This window comes from Flavobacterium defluvii, assembly GCF_900129555.1.
Classification (GTDB): domain Bacteria; phylum Bacteroidota; class Bacteroidia; order Flavobacteriales; family Flavobacteriaceae; genus Flavobacterium; species Flavobacterium defluvii.
Genome location: NZ_FQWC01000003.1, coordinates 39,630 through 56,618, shown reverse-complemented (window position 1 = coordinate 56,618; position 16,989 = coordinate 39,630). Strand labels below are relative to the sequence as shown.

Genomic DNA, 16,989 nt, shown 5'->3' with positions numbered 1-16,989 from the left:
TTTTATGCTTGGTACTTTTATTCAAATGTTTGTTTACTATTTTGTTTTGCGGCCGATTTTGTCGGACAAGATTCATAACATCCGTGTTGAAAAATTCAGTTTTTTTATAACATTTATTCTGTTTTTGTTATTTCAGACGCTTTTAACTGTCCGATTATTAAATGAAAAGCGTTAAAATGAGGATTCTTTAAAACAAGGTTCAAAAATAATTTTTCATATCCTTTTGAATATTAATAAAAAATGTACCTTTGCACCAAATTTTAGAAACATAAAAAATAAGAATTTCCACAGATATGGTGATTTCAAACAAACCACTCAGATTTATTCTTGCAGCTTTAGTAGCTTGTCTTCCACTAATGAGTTTTTCTAATTCAGAAAAAGACTCGGCGCATGTTCAAACTGAAACAGCTCATGAAGCAGCTTCTGAAGGGCATCACGCGGAGCCAACAGATGTAAAATCTAAAATTAAGGCTTTCATTGGTCATCACGTTCTGGACTCTCATGATTTCACTTTAACACAAGATGATGAGACAGGTAAATATTATGGTTTTCCATTGCCAGTAATTCTTTGGGATAATGGTCTTCAGATTTTTTCTTCTTCAAAATTTAATCATGGTCATGCAGTAGCAGAATCAAACGGAAATTACTATGTGATTAATCATCATGATGGTAAGATCTACAAAACAGATGCAGCAGGAACAATTACTGAGGATGAAAAAACAGGTCACCCAACAAATGTTCGTCCAATAGACTTTTCAATTACAAAAACTGTACTTTCTATAATAGTTGCAGCTTTATTAATGTTCTTGTTGTTTACAAGTTTAGCAAAATCGTATGCTAAAAATGGAGGAATTGCTTCAGGAGTTGGTCGATTCTTTGAACCGCTTGTTATTTTTATCCGTGACGAAGTTGCTATTCCTAACATTGGAGAAAAACACTATAAAAGATATATGAGTTATTTATTGACAATATTTTTCTTTGTATTGTTTTTAAATATTTTTGGATTAACTCCACTAGGAATTAATGCTACAGGAAACTTTACAGTAACATTCTCTTTAGCGATCCTTACTTTCTTAATAACAAATCTTTCTGCAAATAAAAATTACTGGGGTCACATTTTCTGGATGCCAGGTGTACCAAAACCAATGAGAATTATTTTGGCACCAATTGAATTGTTAGGAGTTTTTATCAAACCATTTTCATTAATGATCCGTTTGTATGCAAATATCTTTGCAGGTCACATCGTATTAATGAGTATCATAGGTTTAATGTTTATCTTTAAAAGCTGGATTGGAAGTACATTATCTTTCGGATTATCATTTGTACTTTCTATACTAGAAATTTTAGTAGCATTTTTACAAGCTTATATTTTCACAATGCTGTCTGCACTTTATTTTGGTTCAGCAGTAGAAGAGCACCACCACGAGGAGGGGCACCATTAAAATTTAGATTTCAGAATTTAGATTTCAGAGTTATATCAACCTAAATCTATATTTAAAAATCTAAAATCAAAATTGAATGTTTAATTTTTAATATATACAAATATGAACGGTTTAAATTTCATTGGAGCTGGATTAATCGTAATCGGAGCTGCATTAGGTATTGGTAGAATTGGTGGTTCAGCAATGGACGCAATTGCTCGTCAGCCAGAAGCTTCAGGAAAAATCCAAACAGCTATGCTTATCGCTGCTGCACTTATTGAAGGTATTGGTTTCGCTGCGTTATTCGCTGCTTAATTAAAACACAAAGAACAATAGTTGCAACGGTTGGTTGTAACTATTGTTTTAAAAATAAACATTAAAATTGCTTTAGCAATTAAAAAGACATAATTAAAAAATTTATAATCATATATAATGGAAAAGTTAATAAATCAGTTTGAGTTCGGTTTGTTCTTTTGGCAAGTTCTAATATTTGTTGGATTAATATTTTTATTGAAAAAATTTGCTTGGAAACCAATTCTTGATGCAGTAAACACTAGAGAGCAAGGTATTAAAGATGCATTACTTTCTGCTGAAAATGCTAGACAAGAAATGGAAAATTTACAAGCTGACAATCAAAGAATTTTGAACGAAGCCCGTGCAGAGCGTGATGCTATGTTAAAAGAAGCTCGAGAAATGAAAGAGAAAATGATTGCTGATTCTAAAAACGAAGCACAGGCACAAGGTCAAAAAATGATCGAGCAGGCTAAAGCTGCTATCGAAAGTGAAAAAAATGCTGCAATGGCAGAATTGAAATCACAAGTTTCAACTTTATCATTAAGTATTGCTGAAAAATTATTGAAAGAGGAATTATCTAACAAAGAATCTCAAACTAAATTAGTTGAGAAAATGTTAGGTGACGTAAAGTTAAACTAAGATTATGGCAAGTACAAGAGCAGCAATTCGTTATGCAAAAGCAATTCTGGACTTAGCAAACTCTAAAGGTGTTGCCGAAGCTGTCAATAACGATATGAAATCAATTGCTTCAGCAATTGAAACAAATACAGAATTGAGTACTTTTATTCAAAACCCAACAACAAAAGTTGAAGTTAAACTAAGTGCTCTTTTAGAAGTTTTTGCAAATGTAAATAATGTGACCAAAGGGTTATTTAATTTATTATTTGAAAACAAAAGATTTGAAATTCTAGATGCTATTGCAGTAGAATACAGCAAAGTATTTGATCAAAGTAACGGAATTGAAGTGGCAAAAGTTACTACAGCGATTCCAATGGATGCAGCATTAGAAGCTAAAGTTTTAGCAAAAATTGCAACTTTGTCAGATAAAAAAATTACAATTGAAAATATCGTAGATCCTTCAATCATTGGTGGATTTATTTTAAGAATAGGTGATAATCAATACAATGCATCTGTTGCAAACAGATTACAAGTATTAAAAAGAGAGTTAAGTAATTAGTTTTATTACACATAAAAAAGTGTCTAAATTATAAATTAAGATGGCGGAAATCAAACCTGCTGAAATTTCAGCAATATTAAGAAAGCAAGTAGAAGGTTTTGAATCTGGTGCTACGCTAGAGGAAGTAGGAACAGTACTTCAAGTTGGAGATGGTATTGCTCGTGTTTACGGGCTGTCTAATGTTCAATATGGTGAGTTAGTAGAATTTGATAACGGTATGGAAGGTATCGTATTGAATCTTGAAGAGGATAATGTTGGGGTTGTACTTTTAGGACCATCAACAGGAATTAAAGAAGGATCTACTGCAAAAAGAACTCAGCGTATTGCTTCTCTTAAAGTAGGTGAGCAAATGGTAGGACGTGTAGTTAACACTCTTGGTTTTCCAATTGATGGAAAAGGCCCAATCGGTGGAGAATTATATGAAATGCCTTTAGAAAGAAAAGCGCCTGGAGTTGTATTCCGTCAGCCAGTAACTGAACCATTACAAACTGGAGTAAAAGCAGTTGATGCTATGATCCCGGTAGGTCGTGGACAGCGTGAGCTTGTAATTGGTGACCGTCAAACAGGTAAATCAACTGTTTGTATCGATACAATCTTAAATCAAAAAGAATTTTATGATGCAGGAAAACCTGTATTCTGTATATATGTTGCAATTGGACAAAAAGCTTCAACTGTAGCAGGAATCGCAAAAATGTTAGAAGAAAAAGGAGCAATGGCTTATACAGTTATCGTTGCTGCTAATGCTTCTGACCCAGCTCCGATGCAAGTTTACGCTCCATTCGCTGGTGCTGCAATTGGAGAGTATTTCAGAGATTCTGGTCGTCCGGCACTTATCGTTTATGATGACTTGTCTAAACAAGCTGTTGCTTACCGTGAGGTTTCTCTTTTATTAAGAAGACCACCGGGACGTGAGGCTTACCCTGGAGACGTTTTCTACTTACACTCTCGTTTATTAGAGCGTGCTTGTAAAGTAATTGCTGATGACGGAATTGCTAAAAACATGAACGATTTACCAGAGTCTATCAAGCCAATCGTAAAAGGTGGTGGTTCTTTAACTGCTTTACCAATTATCGAAACTCAGGCTGGAGACGTTTCTGCATATATCCCAACAAACGTAATTTCTATTACAGATGGTCAGATTTTCCTTGATGGAGATTTGTTCAACTCAGGGGTTCGTCCTGCAATTAACGTAGGTATCTCTGTATCTCGTGTTGGAGGTAATGCACAAATTAAATCAATGAAAAAAGTTTCTGGAACGTTAAAATTAGACCAGGCTCAATTCCGTGAATTAGAAGCTTTCGCTAAATTTGGTTCTGATCTGGATTCAGTTACTTTAAACGTAATTGAAAAAGGAAAAAGAAACGTTGAGATCTTAAAACAAGGTTTAAATGATCCTTATACAGTTGAAAACCAAGTGGCAATTATCTACGCTGGTTCTAAAAACTTATTAAGAAACGTTCCTGTAGAAAAAGTAAAAGAATTTGAAGCTGATTTCTTAGCTTACTTAAACAGCAAACATAAAGATACGCTTAACGCGTTGAAAGCTGGTAAGTTAGATGACAACATTACAGATGTTATCGAAAAAGCAGCAAAAGAAATCTCAGCAAAATATAACTAATTAGATAATTGGTAAATTAGATAATTAGAGAATGTTTTCACATTAATCTAATTATCTAATTTTCAAATTGTCACATTTTCTAATTAATAGATGGCAAATTTAAAGGAAATCCGTAATAGAATTACTTCCGTTTCATCGACGATGCAGATTACATCGGCTATGAAAATGGTTTCTGCAGCAAAGCTTAAGAAAGCACAAGATGCAATCACTGCGATGCGCCCTTATGCCGAAAAATTGACGGAGTTATTGCAAAATCTTTCTGCTACGCTTGAAGGTGAAGTGGGAGGAGATTACACTACACAACGTGAAGTAAAAAAAGTATTGCTTGTTGCTATAACTTCAAACAGAGGTTTATGTGGAGCATTCAATTCAAATATTATTAAAGAAGTTAAGAATCGTACAGATTTTTATGCAGGAAAGCAAGTTGATGTTTTTGCTATTGGTAAAAAAGGAAATGATGCTTTAACAAAAACGCATAAAGTACACGGTCATCATAATGCAATTTTTGATCATTTAACTTTTGAAAATGTTGCTGGAATTGCAGATAATTTGACAGAAAGATTTTTATCTGGAGAATATGACAGAATTGAATTGATCTACAATCAGTTTAAAAATGCTGCAACTCAAATTGTTCAAACTGAGCAGTTTTTACCTTTGGCACCAATTAAATCTGATGTATCAGTTTCTGCTGGAGATTATATTTTCGAGCCTTCAAAAGAAGAAATTGTTTTGACTTTAATTCCAAAGTCTTTAAAAACACAATTATACAAAGGTATTAGAGATTCATTTGCTTCAGAGCATGGAGCGCGTATGACAGCAATGCACAAAGCAACTGACAACGCTACTGAATTAAGAAACCAATTGAAATTAACTTATAATAAAGCTCGTCAGGCTGCTATTACAAACGAAATTTTAGAGATTGTTGGTGGTGCAGAAGCTTTAAATGGATAATTAATTCATTGATATACAAAAAAATAGCCAGCAAATATTTTGCTGGCTATTTTTTTTTGGAAGTTTTTCTTTTTTAAGAATGTCTATAAACAAGAAAATTTATAAAATGGTGATTCTCAACTTACCCAAAATTGAGAATCCATACCATTTTATAAAATTATTGACACAGATTTTATCACTCTGTTGCTTTGTCTTTCATGGGAACAAACTAGCTTTATCAATCCCAATGCTCTGTTTTTTTAAGGGTTACATTTCAGCAGAATCAATCCCTGTGCTTTGTCTTTTATGGGAACAAACTAGCTTTATCAGTCCCAATGCTCTGTTTTTTTTTAGGGTTACAATACAGCAGAATCAATCCCTTGTGCTTTGTCTTTTATGGGAACAAACAAGCTTTATTAGTCCCAGTGCTTCCTTTTTTATAAGGGTTGTATCTAGCTTTCTCAATCCCTGTGAAACAAATTTAAGAAAATACGTTCTAAAAAAAGTTACATAATTTTTAGCTTTAATTTATATATTTCACATGTGCCTCTTTAAAAATTATGCAATAAGCTATAAAAAGTTTGCTTATTTTTGAATTCTATTTTGATTACAATGACTTTAAAAACACTAGAACTTACTACACTTGAAGAAATGCTGGCACAAATTGAGACCATCAGATTTCTTTATCCAAATATATCTTTAGAAAAATATAAATCATTTCTTTCTGAAATGCTGCCACACAACTATACGCAAATTGCTGTTTTTGAAAGCAATACTTGTTTAGGAATAACAGGCTGTTGGTCTGCAACTAAGTTATGGACAGGTAAATATCTTGAAATCGACAATTTTGTAGTAAATCCAGAATATCGTTCTAAGGGAATTGGAAAAATGTTAACCGATTATGTAGAACAAAAAGCTCTCGATCTAGGATGCAGCAGTATTGTTTTGGATGCTTTTACAGGAAATTTTGGAGCACATCGATTTTATTATAATCAGGGATACAATCCAAAAGGTTTTCATTTTGTAAAAGTTTTAGATGAAAACAAATTTACGCGTTAAAATTCTCACTAAGTTTCTTTATTGAACCTCCAAATTCACTAATAAACCAAAGAATTGGTTATTTTTGTTTCACGAACTTTATTATTAATTATTTTGGGATTATATAAAAATCTATTCAAGCAGACTGCAATTTATGGACTGGCAACCGTTTTACCACGAATGCTCAGTTTTTTATTGGTCAGATTATATACGGGTATTTTGCCTACGGCCGAATATGGCGAAGTTTCAATTGTTTTGTCTTGGATGGTTTTCTTCAACGTAGTACTTTCTTACGGAATGGAAACTGCATTTTTTAGATTTTACAGCGCCGAAGAAGACAAAAAAAATGTTATCGCAACATCTACAATATCGATATTCTGGTCGTCTATAGGATTTTTATTTGCGGCATTAATATTCAGAAATACTCTTGCAAACTGGGCCGAAGTCGATGCACAATATATTACGTATTCTGTTTGGATTTTAGTTTTAGATGCATTGGTTTTAGTTCCGTTTTCTAAATTAAGAGCCAACCAAAGACCAATGGTTTATGCAGCTATTAAAATAGGAAATGTAGTAATCAATTTATTACTGAACATCTTCTTTTTAATGTATCTGCCAAAACTGGCCGCATCAAATCCTAATTCAGTTTGGGATAATTTATACGTAGAAAACTTCCAGATTGCTTATATTTTCATTGCCAATTTACTGGCTAGCTTAGCAACATTTATTGTATTGTCTCCAAATTATCTTTCGCTGGGAAGAAAATTCGATCCTGTACTTTGGAAAAAAATGATGAAATACGGTCTGCCAATTTTAGTTGCCGGACTTGCATTTGCGGTTAATGAACATTTTGATAAAATCTTATTAGGATATTTATTGCCCGAAAATATGGCAAAGTCAGAAGTTGGAGCATATTCAGCGTGTTACAAGCTTGGATTATTTATGGTTCTGTTTGCCACTGCTTTTAGATTAGGAATTGAACCTTTCTTTTTCAGTCATGCCAAAAATGAAAAAGCACCACAAACCTATGCTGTAATTACAAAATACTTTGTGATTTTTGGCTCATTGATTTTATTAGGAGTAATCGTTTTTGCAGATGTACTTAAATATCTCTTACTGGATAATAAATCCTACTGGGAAGCAATGAAAGTTGTACCATTAATTATTTTGGCCAATTTCTTTTTAGGAATTTACAATAACTTATCGGTTTGGTATAAACTAACAGACAAAACAAAAATTGGAGCCTATATTTCAATAGTTGGAGCAATTGTAACATTAATTTTAAATTACTTTTTAATCCCAAAATATAGTTACTATGGGTCTGCCATTGCCACAATTTCTGCTTACGGAAGTATGATGTTAATTTCATATGTTATGGGAAACAGATTTTATCCTATACCTTATGATATGAACAAAATTGGTGCATATCTAGGAATTTCGATTTTATTTTCGGCTATTTCATTTTATGGATTTAGAGAAAATTACTTTGTTGGAATCCCATTATTATTAGCTTTTATGTATTTTGTTTACTACAACGAAAAAGACACTATCAAAGGAATTATGAATAGAAAGTAAATGTGCTTTTTTTAAATCTTTTAAATAAAAAATGAAAATTCAAATTATTAATAAATCACAACACGATTTACCAAATTACGAAACTATTGCATCAGCAGGAATGGATTTGCGTGCCAATATTTCTGAACCAATTACGTTAAAACCATTAGAAAGAACAATTGTAAAAACGGGACTTTTTATTGAATTGCCAATTGGTTACGAAGCACAAGTAAGACCAAGAAGCGGACTGGCTGCAAAAAAAGGAGTTACCGTTTTAAATTCTCCTGGAACAGTCGATGCTGATTATAGAGGTGAAATAGGTGTGATTTTGGTAAATTTATCAAATGAGGATTTTATAATTGAAAACGGAGAAAGAATTGCACAGTTGATTATTGCCAAACACGAAAGAGCAGAATGGATTGAGGTTGAAGAACTTACAGAAACTTCAAGAGGAGCCGGCGGATTTGGTAGTACAGGAGTAAAATAGTTGTCAGTCAGAGTTACATTACTTTTATATTTAAAAACTTGAACTAACCAAACAGGAGATTTTTTTAATCTTCACACATAAAATAGAATTACATGAAAATAATCGTTCCAATGGCGGGTCGCGGATCAAGACTTCGTCCACATACATTAACAGTTCCAAAACCATTAATTCCGGTTGCGGGAAAATCAATTGTACACCGTTTAGTAGAAGATATCGCAAAAATATTAAAACAACCAATTGAAGAAGTTGCTTTTGTTCTTGGTGATGAAGCATTTTTTGGAGATGATGTTGTCGAAAGTCTTCAGGACTTAGCAAAAGGTTTGGGAGCAAAAGCTTCAATATATCGTCAAGATCAGCCATTAGGAACTGGTCATGCTATTATGTGTGCAAAAGAATCTTTGTCTGGACCAGCAGTTATCGCTTATGCGGATACTTTAATCAGAGCCGATTTTGAACTTGATCCATCTGCCGATGCTGTGATCTGGGTAAAACAAGTAAATCAGCCAGAAGCATTTGGTGTTGTAAAATTAAATCAGAATAATGAAATTATAGAATTGGTTGAAAAACCAAAAGAATTCGTAAGTGATTTAGCCGTTATCGGAATTTATTATTTCAAAGAAGTTAGAGATCTTAAAAAAGAGCTACAGGGAGTTTTAGATAATAACATTCAAAACGGTGGCGAATACCAAATCAATGACGGAATCAAAGCTATGATGGCAAACGGAAAAGTTTTCAAAACCGGAAGTGTTGACGAATGGATGGATTGCGGAAACAAAGATGTTACGGTAGAAACCAACAGCAGAATGTTAGGATTTTTGCATAACGACGGAGAACATTTAGTTGATTATAATGTAACGTTGGAAAATTCAACAATTATTCCGCCATGTTATATTGGAGAAAATGTAGTCTTAAAAAACACAACCGTTGGGCCAAATGTTTCGATAGGAAAAGGTTGTCACGTAACGGATAGTTTTATTAAAAATAGCTTAATACAAACAAATTCTCAAATAAAAAACGCTAACTTAGATAATGCTATGATTGGAAATCATGTTGTTTATGATGGAAAATTCACAAGTATCAGCATTGGCGATTATTCAGTTTTAGAATAAAAAAGATTCATTTTTAAAATAAATGAAACTACAAAAGATGAAAAAAGGTATTTTGATAATTTTATTTTTTGCTTTTTTTAGCAATTCAGCTTCGGTTTTTGCACAGACAGAACCTGAAGATATTGCTTTGGCACCTGATGATTATCAAGATGCTTTTTATGAATCTTTAAAACAAAAAGGAATCGAAAATTACGATAAAGCCATAGCATCTTTAGAAAAATGTATTAAGATAAAACCTTCTGATGCAGTCGCTTATTTTGAATTGGGAAAAAATTATCTTTCTCTTAAAGAATATCAAAATGCTCAAAATGCATTTGAAAAAGCCACAGAGTTAAATCCAAAAAATAAATGGTATTGGTTAGGCATTTATGATGTAAGTTACGAAACCAAAAATTATCCTTTGGCGATAGAAACAATTCAGAAAATTATTGTTTTTGACGAAGAATACAAAGACGATTTGATTTCTTTATACATGCTTACAAACCAATACGATAAAGCATTGGTTGCGATTAATGAAATGAACGATAAATTCGGAAAATCTGAAGATCGGGACAGATATAAACTGCAGATTTTATCTCAGGGTAAATATCAAAATGCTGAAATTTTGAACTTGATTGATCAGATTAAAAAGAATCCAAAAGAAGAATCAAATTATGTAAATCTGATTTTTTTATATTCAAAATCTGAAGAAACAGATAAGGTTCTGGATATTGCAAAACAACTGGCAAAAGAAATTCCAAATTCTGAATGGGCGCAGGTAAGTTTGTTCAAAGGATATTTAGATGCAAATCAGGTAGACAAAGCAATTAAAGCGATGAATGTAATTTTGTCAAGTTCAAAAATTGATTCGAAAATTAAGCACAGAACGCTAAATGAGTTTCTGATTTATGTAAATAAAAATCCACAGTATGCTCCGGATTTAGAAAAAGCCATTTCGTATTTTGATAATGATAAAGAAGTTGATGTTGCAAAAGAAATAGGAAAATTTTATCACAGTAAAAATCAGTTTGAAAACGCTATTAAATATTATGAAAAAGATTTAATGACCAATTCAGATACTGATCTTGAAACAAATCTGCTTTTGCTTGAAGCTTATACTCAGGCAAAACAATTTACGCCAATGACAAAAAGAGCGATGACGATGATAGAAATTTATCCAAGTCAGCCGCAGTTTTATTATTATGCAGGATTAGGAAGCAACCAGTTACAGCAATTTAAAAATGCAAAAACCGTTTTAGAAATGGGACTTGATTATGTTGTTGATGATAAGAAACTGGAAGCAAATTTTAATATTCAATTAGGTGAGGCATACAATGGGTTAGGAGACGCCAAGAAAAAAGAGGAATACTTTTTGAAGGCAAATGAATTATTAAAACAAAAGAAATAAGGAGAAATTAAGATGAAAAAATATATAATAATAGTATTACTATCAGCCTTTGTTGTTTCGTGTAAATCAAAAGCCGTCGCAGTTCAGAACAATACTACTACCGAAGTTATTGCTAAAAAAGATAACAAAGCAATTGAAAAGCATTACGAAAATAAATTAGATTTTTCGACCTTAAATATAAAAGCGAGCGCAAAATATGAAGACGAAAAACAAAGTCAAAATGTTACCGCCGATATAAAAATCGAGAAAGACAAACAAATTTTAATAAGCGTTAGATTTCTTGGAATAACAATGGCAAAAGCTTTGATAACTCCTACAACGGTAAGTTATTATGAGAAAATAAAAGGTACTTATTACGAAGGAGATTTTACCAGTTTAAGCGAATGGTTAGGAACTGAATTGGATTATAATAAAGTTCAGAATTTATTAATTGGAGAAGCTTTTGATGATTTAAGAAAAGGAGAATATACGCAGACAATTGTAGAAAATCTTTTCCGTTTAGAGGATCAAAAAAGTCAAAAGATTCAAAAAGTATTTTATTTAGATCCTGAAAAATATTTAGTACAAAAAGAAGAAATTTCTCAGCCGGCTGAAAACATAAATTTAGAAATCAATTATTCTGATATAAAAACGTTCAATCAGGGAACAATTCCAACAACGCTGATAATTAATGCCGTTCAGCCAAAAGGAAAAACCAATATTAATTTGAATTATAACAATATCTCATTTAACGAAGAACTTTCTTTTCCGTATAGCGTGCCAAGCGGTTATAAAAAAGTTTTAATTAAGTAAATTTGCAAAAAGAAAAATAGAAAGATGCCAAAATTTCTCCTAAGCCTAATTTTTGTTTGCGCCACGACTTTTGTCTGGGCACAAGATTCGCAGCAAGAAAAACTTGAACAGCGCAAAGCGCAGATTCTTCAGGAAATTAAAGACAATGAAAAAATGCTGCAGTCTGTAAGAAAAAAAGAAAAATCAGCTGTAAACGAATATTTGATTCAGGCAAATAAAATCAAGCTAAAAGAGAAACTAATTAATACTACGGCAAAACAGGAAAGAATCCTTAGCAATGATATGTATATTAATCAAGTGAAGGTTAATAAACTAAAAAAAGAACTGGCCGTATTAAAGGAAGATTATGCCAAAATGATCTTAAAATCATATAAAAGCCGTTCAGAACAAAGCAGGGCAATGTTTATTTTGTCTTCAGAAAGTTTTTTACAAGCCTATAAAAGAGCACAATATTTAAAACAATATACAGCTTTTAGAAAAAACCAAGGTTTAGAAATTCAGGAAAAAAGTGCACAATTGGTTGATTTTAATGCAAAACTTGACGGACAAAGACAGGTTAAGAAAAAAATCATTGCCGAAAATCAAAAAGAAAAACAAAGTTTAGAAGTAGAGAAAAAAGAACAGCAAAAACTGGTTAACTCTATTAAAAAAGATAAAAACAGAATTGCTGCTGATATTAAAGCAAAACAAAGCGAATCAAAAAGAATCGATAGACAAATTGATCGTTTGATTCGTGAAGCAATTGCCGAAGCAAACAGAAAAGCAGCGGCCGAAAAAGCAAAAGAAAATCCAGGATCAACAGCTCCAAAAGCTCCGGTTTCATCTTCTAAAATTGTTCTGACTCCAGAAGATAAAGTTTTGGCTGCTGATTTTAAAGCAAACAAAGGAAGACTGCCTTGGCCTGTAGAAAAAGGATTTATTTCATTAGGATACGGAGATCAGCCTCACCCATTATATCCTTCAATTTCGGTACACAATTCTGGAGTTGAGATTACGACTGAAGATGGTGCAAATGCAAGAGCTGTTTTTGCGGGCGAAGTTTTTAGTGTTATGGTTTTATCTCCGGTGAATACGGTAGTAATGATTCAACATGGAGACTACTTTAGTGTTTATCAAAACCTGAGTAAAGTATTTGTAAGCAAAGGAGAAAAAGTTTCGATAAAACAAAACATTGGAAAAGTAAGAACCAGCGGTGATACCGGAAAAACGGTTATTAAATTTTTGATTCTTCAAAACACAACCAATACCGATCCGGAAAATTGGTTACAAAATAGATAAAGAAAAGGGAGCTTAAAAGCTCCCTTTTTTATGAATCAAATGTATTCATAATTAAAAACAGGGATAGTCTCGATACACTATTTTAATATTGGATTGGGACTAATCATATTGTTCTAAAAAATATTTAATAACATCCGTTGTTGTTACAATTCCTTTCAATTCTCCATTATCCACAACGGGCAATGCATGGAATTCTTCTTTTACAAATATCGATGCCAAGTCTTTAATAATTGTATCAGAAGGCAGGGTTTTAGGTTTTGATGTCATAACCTGAGGAATTGTCAGCATGTCCAGTATTGCTTCATCCATACCGTCCTGCCCGTCAAATAAAGCACCAAAAGTAAGACGATTAATATCGGTACGGCTTATAATTCCCACAACCTCTTTTCCGTTTACAACAGGAAGATGTCGAATCGAATTCGATTTTAGTTTTTCTACTACTTTTCTTAAATCATCATTTTGATTTACAGTTACTACAGTTTTAGTCATAATATGACTAATTGGTTCTCTTTTTTTCATAATAGATCAGTTTTATATTTACATCAAATGTGTAAAAATATTCTGATGATTAATATGATCTTTATCAGCTTTCAAAGGAATTAAAAAGTTTAAGCTATATAAATTTTTTGAAAAAGAAAAGTTAAGTTTCAATAATAATTGGTTACTTAATTTGAAATTGCATCGATTGAATTTAAAATAGTATTTTTGCACTATGGAAACAAATAGACAGAAAAAAATAGGCAGTGTAATTCAGAAAGATCTGGTTGATATTCTGCAAGGTGAAGTGAGAAAAAACGGAGTTAGCAATTTGGTAATTTCAGTATCCAAAGTTAGTGTAACCTCAGATTTATCTGTGGCAACAGTATATTTAAGCATTTTTCCACAAGAAAAAGCAAAAGAAACTTTAGAAGGAATAAAATCAAATACCACTTTAATTAAACATGATTTATCACAGCGCGTTCGTTTGCAATTGCGCCGTGTGCCAAATTTAGTTTTCTTTATCGATGACTCTTTAGATTATATTGAGAAAATTGACAATGCATTAGCAGGAAAAGAAAACCCAATAGAAAACCGTGATCTTTTAGAAAAAAGAAGAAAATCATAATTTGAATTTCCCATTTTACATAGCCAAACGTTATATTTTTAGCCGAAGTAAAAACAACGCTATTAATATTATTAATTACATTGCCAGCATGGGAATCATTGTTGGAACAATGGCTTTGTTTGTGGTTTTATCTGTTTTTAGCGGATTAAAAGTTTTTAGCCTCTCGTTCACAAACGAGATCGATCCCGACTTAAAAATGACCAGTACATTAGGAAAATCATTTTTTATTACTCCGCCACAAGAACAGGAAATAAAAAAAATAACAGGTGTTGCATCTTACACCAAAATTATCGAAGAACGTGTTTTATTTATGTTCAAAGATAAACAGCACGTAACGTACTTAAAAGGAGTTGATAGTGTATATCCTGTTGTAAATGATATTAAAAAAAAGCTTTTCAACGGACAATGGCTGCGACCAGATTCTTATCAGGTTGTCATTGGTTACGGGATTGCACAGGATTTCTCTCTTGGAATTCTGGATTTTGAAAATCCTTTGCAAATATATGCTCCCAAACCAGGAAAAGGAGCAATCGAAAATCCGGAAGAAGCATTTAATAAAACGGATGTTCTCCCAGTTGGAATTTACTCTATCAGTGAAGATTTAGATTCAAAATATGTATTTGCAGATTTAGGTTTAACTCAGGAATTATTGATGTATAAACCGAATCAGATTTCTGGAATTGAATTTCATCTTAAAGACAACACAGATGAAAATGCAGTAAAAGCAAAGCTTCAAAAAATTTTCAATAACAAAATTACTTTAAAGAATAGAGCACAATTAAACGAGTCTTTATACAAAATGCTCAATACCGAAAATATTGCGGTGTATCTCATTTTTACACTTGTGATTATTGTAGCACTTTTTAATTTAATCGGTGCTTTGATTATGATGATTTTGGATAAAAAAGGAAATCTTAAAACTCTTTTTAATCTTGGAACAGAAATTAATAGTCTTAGAAGAATCTTTTTGCTGCAGGGAACTCTGCTAAGTATTTTTGGAGGTCTAATTGGTTTGACTTTAGGAATTATTCTGGTAATTCTGCAGCAGCAATTCGAATTAATTATGATCACGCCAACCCTGGCTTATCCGGTTGTTTTTACACTCGAAAATGTTTTAATTGTAATGGCAACAATTGTTTCGCTTGGATTTATAGCTTCCTTAATTGCAAGCAGTCGTGTAAGTAAAAAATTGTTAGATTAAATATTTTCTTTCAAAATATTACTTATATTTACCGCCTTGAAAATCTACAGCATATGATTGTTTCTGCCTAATCCTAATTTTATTTTTTAGAATAATTAGGATACTTACGTTTTTATTTTTTCAGTTCAGATTCTCCAACTGGACAATTTTATCATTTATCCTAACATATCATGACAGAAACAACTATACAAAAAAGTTTTTTTTCTAAATTTTTTACCACTTTAAAACAAGCCTTAAAAGGCGACGAATCATTTGATTATACTGCCGGAAGTATAAAAAAAGCTGTAATTCTATTAGCCATTCCGATGGTTTTAGAAATGATGATGGAATCAGTTTTTGCTTTGGTCGATTTATATTTCGTTGGGCATTTAGAACACAGCAGTTTTGCCATTCAGACAGTTGGTTTAACAGAATCAGTTTTAACCATTATATATTCTCTCGCGATAGGAATGAGCATGGCGGCAACAGCTGTCGTAGCCAGACGTATTGGAGAAAAAGATCCAGTCGCTGCCGCAAAAGCCGGAATGCAGGCTATCATTATAGCATTTGCAGTTAATAGTGTATTGAGCATTTTCGGAATTATTTATGCAAAAGATATTCTGCTTTTAATGGGCGCTTCTGTAAATGCTGCCGAGCACGGTTTCAGATTTACACAGATTATGATTGGTTCCAGCTTATGCATTATGCTTTTGTTTTTGATAAACGGAATTTTCCGCGGAGCAGGAAATGCTGCAATTGCAATGAAAAGCCTTTGGATCGCCAATATTTGTAATATTATTTTATGTCCGATTTTAATTAATGGCCTAGGACCAATTCCGGCTTTTGGATTAGTTGGTGCTGCTTTGGCAACGACTCTTGGAAGAAGTATAGGACTTTTATATCAGGTTTATCATTTGTTTTTCGGAAATGGAATTTTAAAAATCAAAATCGCCTATTTTGCTCCAGATTTTAAACAGATAAAAGCTTTGGTAAAAATTGCCGCACCGGGAATTTTACAATTCGTAATTGCATCTTGCAGCTGGATTTTTTTAGCACAATTAGTAGCTACAACCGGAGGTGATCACGGTTCTGCGGGTTATCAGACAGCATTGAGAATCATGATGTTTTTCATACTTCCGGCTTGGGGATTAAGTAATGCTGCGGCAACTCTAGTGGGACAAAATCTGGGTGCTAAACAAATTGAACGTGCCGAGAAATCAGTTTATACCACAGCAAAGTACAATGTAATTTTCATGGCTTCGATTATGATTATAACATTAAGTTTTGGTCAATATATAATTTCCTTTTTTACGAACGATGAAATGGTAAAAACCATTGCAGTAGAAGCTTTGCAGATCATGAGTATTGGATTTATTTTCTACGGAATCGGAATGGTTTTGATCAATACTTTCAACGGAGCAGGAGATACCTGGACACCAACCGGAATTAATTTCTTTGGATTTTGGCTGTTCCAAATTCCATTAGCTTTTGTTTTAGCGAAGCATTTTAATATGGGACCAACAGGAGTTTTTATTGCTATTCCCGTTGCCGAAACTGCAATTACTCTCGCTGGGATTGTTTTTTATAAAAGAGGAAAATGGAAAAGAGTTCAAGTATGA

Annotated in this window: 17 protein-coding genes; 16 read left to right on the top strand and 1 reads right to left on the bottom strand. The window is 32.6% G+C overall.

Annotation, left to right across the window (positions count from 1 at the left end):
• Window positions 1–293: 293 nt before the first annotated feature.
• From atpB to BUC29_RS07835, 13 genes are all read left to right on the top strand, one after another.
• On the top strand, window positions 294–1,442 hold the full coding sequence (gene atpB, locus BUC29_RS07900; protein WP_073415082.1) for a F0F1 ATP synthase subunit A: 1,149 nt from the start codon (window positions 294–296) through the stop codon (window positions 1,440–1,442).
• A 102-nt stretch (window positions 1,443–1,544) separates the two neighbouring features.
• Entirely contained in the window at window positions 1,545–1,736 is a 192-nt protein-coding gene (gene atpE, locus BUC29_RS07895) for an ATP synthase F0 subunit C (protein ID WP_053472986.1), read from the top strand.
• 117 nt (window positions 1,737–1,853) lie between these two features.
• A complete protein-coding gene (locus tag BUC29_RS07890) occupies window positions 1,854–2,354 on the top strand; it encodes a F0F1 ATP synthase subunit B (protein ID WP_073415080.1) in 501 nt (166 codons plus the stop codon).
• Window positions 2,355–2,358: 4 nt separating this feature from the next.
• Window positions 2,359–2,892 carry an ATP synthase F1 subunit delta gene (atpH, locus tag BUC29_RS07885; protein WP_073415077.1) on the top strand — a complete coding sequence of 178 codons (534 nt, stop codon included), beginning with the start codon at window positions 2,359–2,361 and terminating at the stop codon, window positions 2,890–2,892.
• A gap of 40 nt (window positions 2,893–2,932) precedes the next feature.
• Window positions 2,933–4,510: a F0F1 ATP synthase subunit alpha gene (gene atpA / locus BUC29_RS07880; RefSeq protein WP_073415075.1), complete on the top strand. Its 1,578-nt coding sequence runs from the start codon at window positions 2,933–2,935 to the stop codon at window positions 4,508–4,510.
• 90 nt (window positions 4,511–4,600) lie between these two features.
• Window positions 4,601–5,461: an ATP synthase F1 subunit gamma gene (gene atpG / locus BUC29_RS07875; RefSeq protein ID WP_073415073.1), complete on the top strand. Its 861-nt coding sequence runs from the start codon at window positions 4,601–4,603 to the stop codon at window positions 5,459–5,461.
• Window positions 5,462–6,052: 591 nt separating this feature from the next.
• Window positions 6,053–6,499: a GNAT family N-acetyltransferase gene (locus BUC29_RS07865; protein ID WP_073415069.1), complete on the top strand. Its 447-nt coding sequence runs from the start codon at window positions 6,053–6,055 to the stop codon at window positions 6,497–6,499.
• A 93-nt stretch (window positions 6,500–6,592) separates the two neighbouring features.
• Window positions 6,593–8,053, top strand: a complete 1,461-nt coding sequence (locus BUC29_RS07860) for a lipopolysaccharide biosynthesis protein (RefSeq protein ID WP_073415967.1) — start codon at window positions 6,593–6,595, stop codon at window positions 8,051–8,053.
• Window positions 8,054–8,084: 31 nt separating this feature from the next.
• On the top strand, window positions 8,085–8,519 hold the full coding sequence (dut, locus tag BUC29_RS07855) for a dUTP diphosphatase (RefSeq protein WP_073415067.1): 435 nt from the start codon (window positions 8,085–8,087) through the stop codon (window positions 8,517–8,519).
• A 92-nt stretch (window positions 8,520–8,611) separates the two neighbouring features.
• Window positions 8,612–9,628 (top strand): sugar phosphate nucleotidyltransferase, encoded by a 1,017-nt coding sequence (locus tag BUC29_RS07850; RefSeq protein ID WP_073415065.1) that lies wholly within the window; start codon window positions 8,612–8,614, stop codon window positions 9,626–9,628.
• A gap of 37 nt (window positions 9,629–9,665) precedes the next feature.
• Complete coding sequence (locus BUC29_RS07845; protein WP_073415063.1) at window positions 9,666–11,015, top strand: tetratricopeptide repeat protein; 1,350 nt, start codon at window positions 9,666–9,668, stop codon at window positions 11,013–11,015.
• A gap of 12 nt (window positions 11,016–11,027) precedes the next feature.
• Complete coding sequence (locus tag BUC29_RS07840; protein WP_073415061.1) at window positions 11,028–11,807, top strand: lipoprotein insertase outer membrane protein LolB1; 780 nt, start codon at window positions 11,028–11,030, stop codon at window positions 11,805–11,807.
• 24 nt (window positions 11,808–11,831) lie between these two features.
• The gene (locus BUC29_RS07835) at window positions 11,832–13,085 is read left to right on the top strand and encodes a murein hydrolase activator EnvC family protein (protein ID WP_073415059.1); all 1,254 of its coding nucleotides are present in this window, start codon (window positions 11,832–11,834) and stop codon (window positions 13,083–13,085) included.
• A gap of 99 nt (window positions 13,086–13,184) precedes the next feature.
• Here the strand turns inward: BUC29_RS07835 and BUC29_RS07830 are convergent, their stop codons facing one another.
• A complete protein-coding gene (locus tag BUC29_RS07830; protein ID WP_073415056.1) occupies window positions 13,185–13,604 on the bottom strand; it encodes a CBS domain-containing protein in 420 nt (139 codons plus the stop codon).
• A 193-nt stretch (window positions 13,605–13,797) separates the two neighbouring features.
• Between BUC29_RS07830 and rbfA the strand changes: the two genes are divergently transcribed.
• The 3 genes from rbfA (at window position 13,798) to BUC29_RS07815 (ending at window position 16,989) form a co-directional block, all read left to right on the top strand.
• Entirely contained in the window at window positions 13,798–14,190 is a 393-nt protein-coding gene (gene rbfA / locus BUC29_RS07825; protein ID WP_057121824.1) for a 30S ribosome-binding factor RbfA, read from the top strand.
• A gap of 1 nt (window position 14,191) precedes the next feature.
• Window positions 14,192–15,391, top strand: coding sequence for an ABC transporter permease (locus BUC29_RS07820; RefSeq protein WP_073415054.1), 1,200 nt, complete (start codon window positions 14,192–14,194; stop codon window positions 15,389–15,391).
• A gap of 170 nt (window positions 15,392–15,561) precedes the next feature.
• Entirely contained in the window at window positions 15,562–16,989 is a 1,428-nt protein-coding gene (locus tag BUC29_RS07815) for an MATE family efflux transporter (RefSeq protein ID WP_073415052.1), read from the top strand.